This is a genomic window from Nesterenkonia sp. K-15-9-6 (assembly GCF_052656005.1).
The window spans coordinates 1-293 of the sequence record NZ_JBQYEY010000083.1 but is presented as its reverse complement, the minus strand read 5'-3'; the positions used below and the strand labels follow the sequence as shown (position 1 = coordinate 293).

Annotated in this window: 1 protein-coding gene; it reads left to right on the top strand. The window is 61.4% G+C overall.

Translation table 11 applies throughout. The annotated features are described in order from the left end of the window. Positions 1 to 30: 30 nt before the first annotated feature. The coding region (locus SD455_RS16700) for a hypothetical protein (protein ID WP_445508759.1) at positions 31 to 293 on the top strand (263 nt) is incomplete at its 3' end.

Genomic DNA, 293 nt, shown 5'->3' with positions numbered 1-293 from the left:
TTGAGCATCACGGATCCGGATGATGACGGTGTGATTGATCCGTCGTTGGTGGTGGATCCTGATTCGGTTCCTGCTGGTGAGTCCACCACGGTGACTGGTGAGGGGTATACCCCGGATTCCACGGTCACGGTGCAGCTGCGTGACCAGGATGGTAACCCGGTGGGTGAGCCGGTGGAGGATGTGCCGACCTCTGAGGACGGGACGTTCGAGGTGAGTCTGCCGACTCCGGAGGATGCGGAGCCTGGTGACTACACGGTTGCTGGTGTGGATGACACCACCGGTGAGGAGGCCAC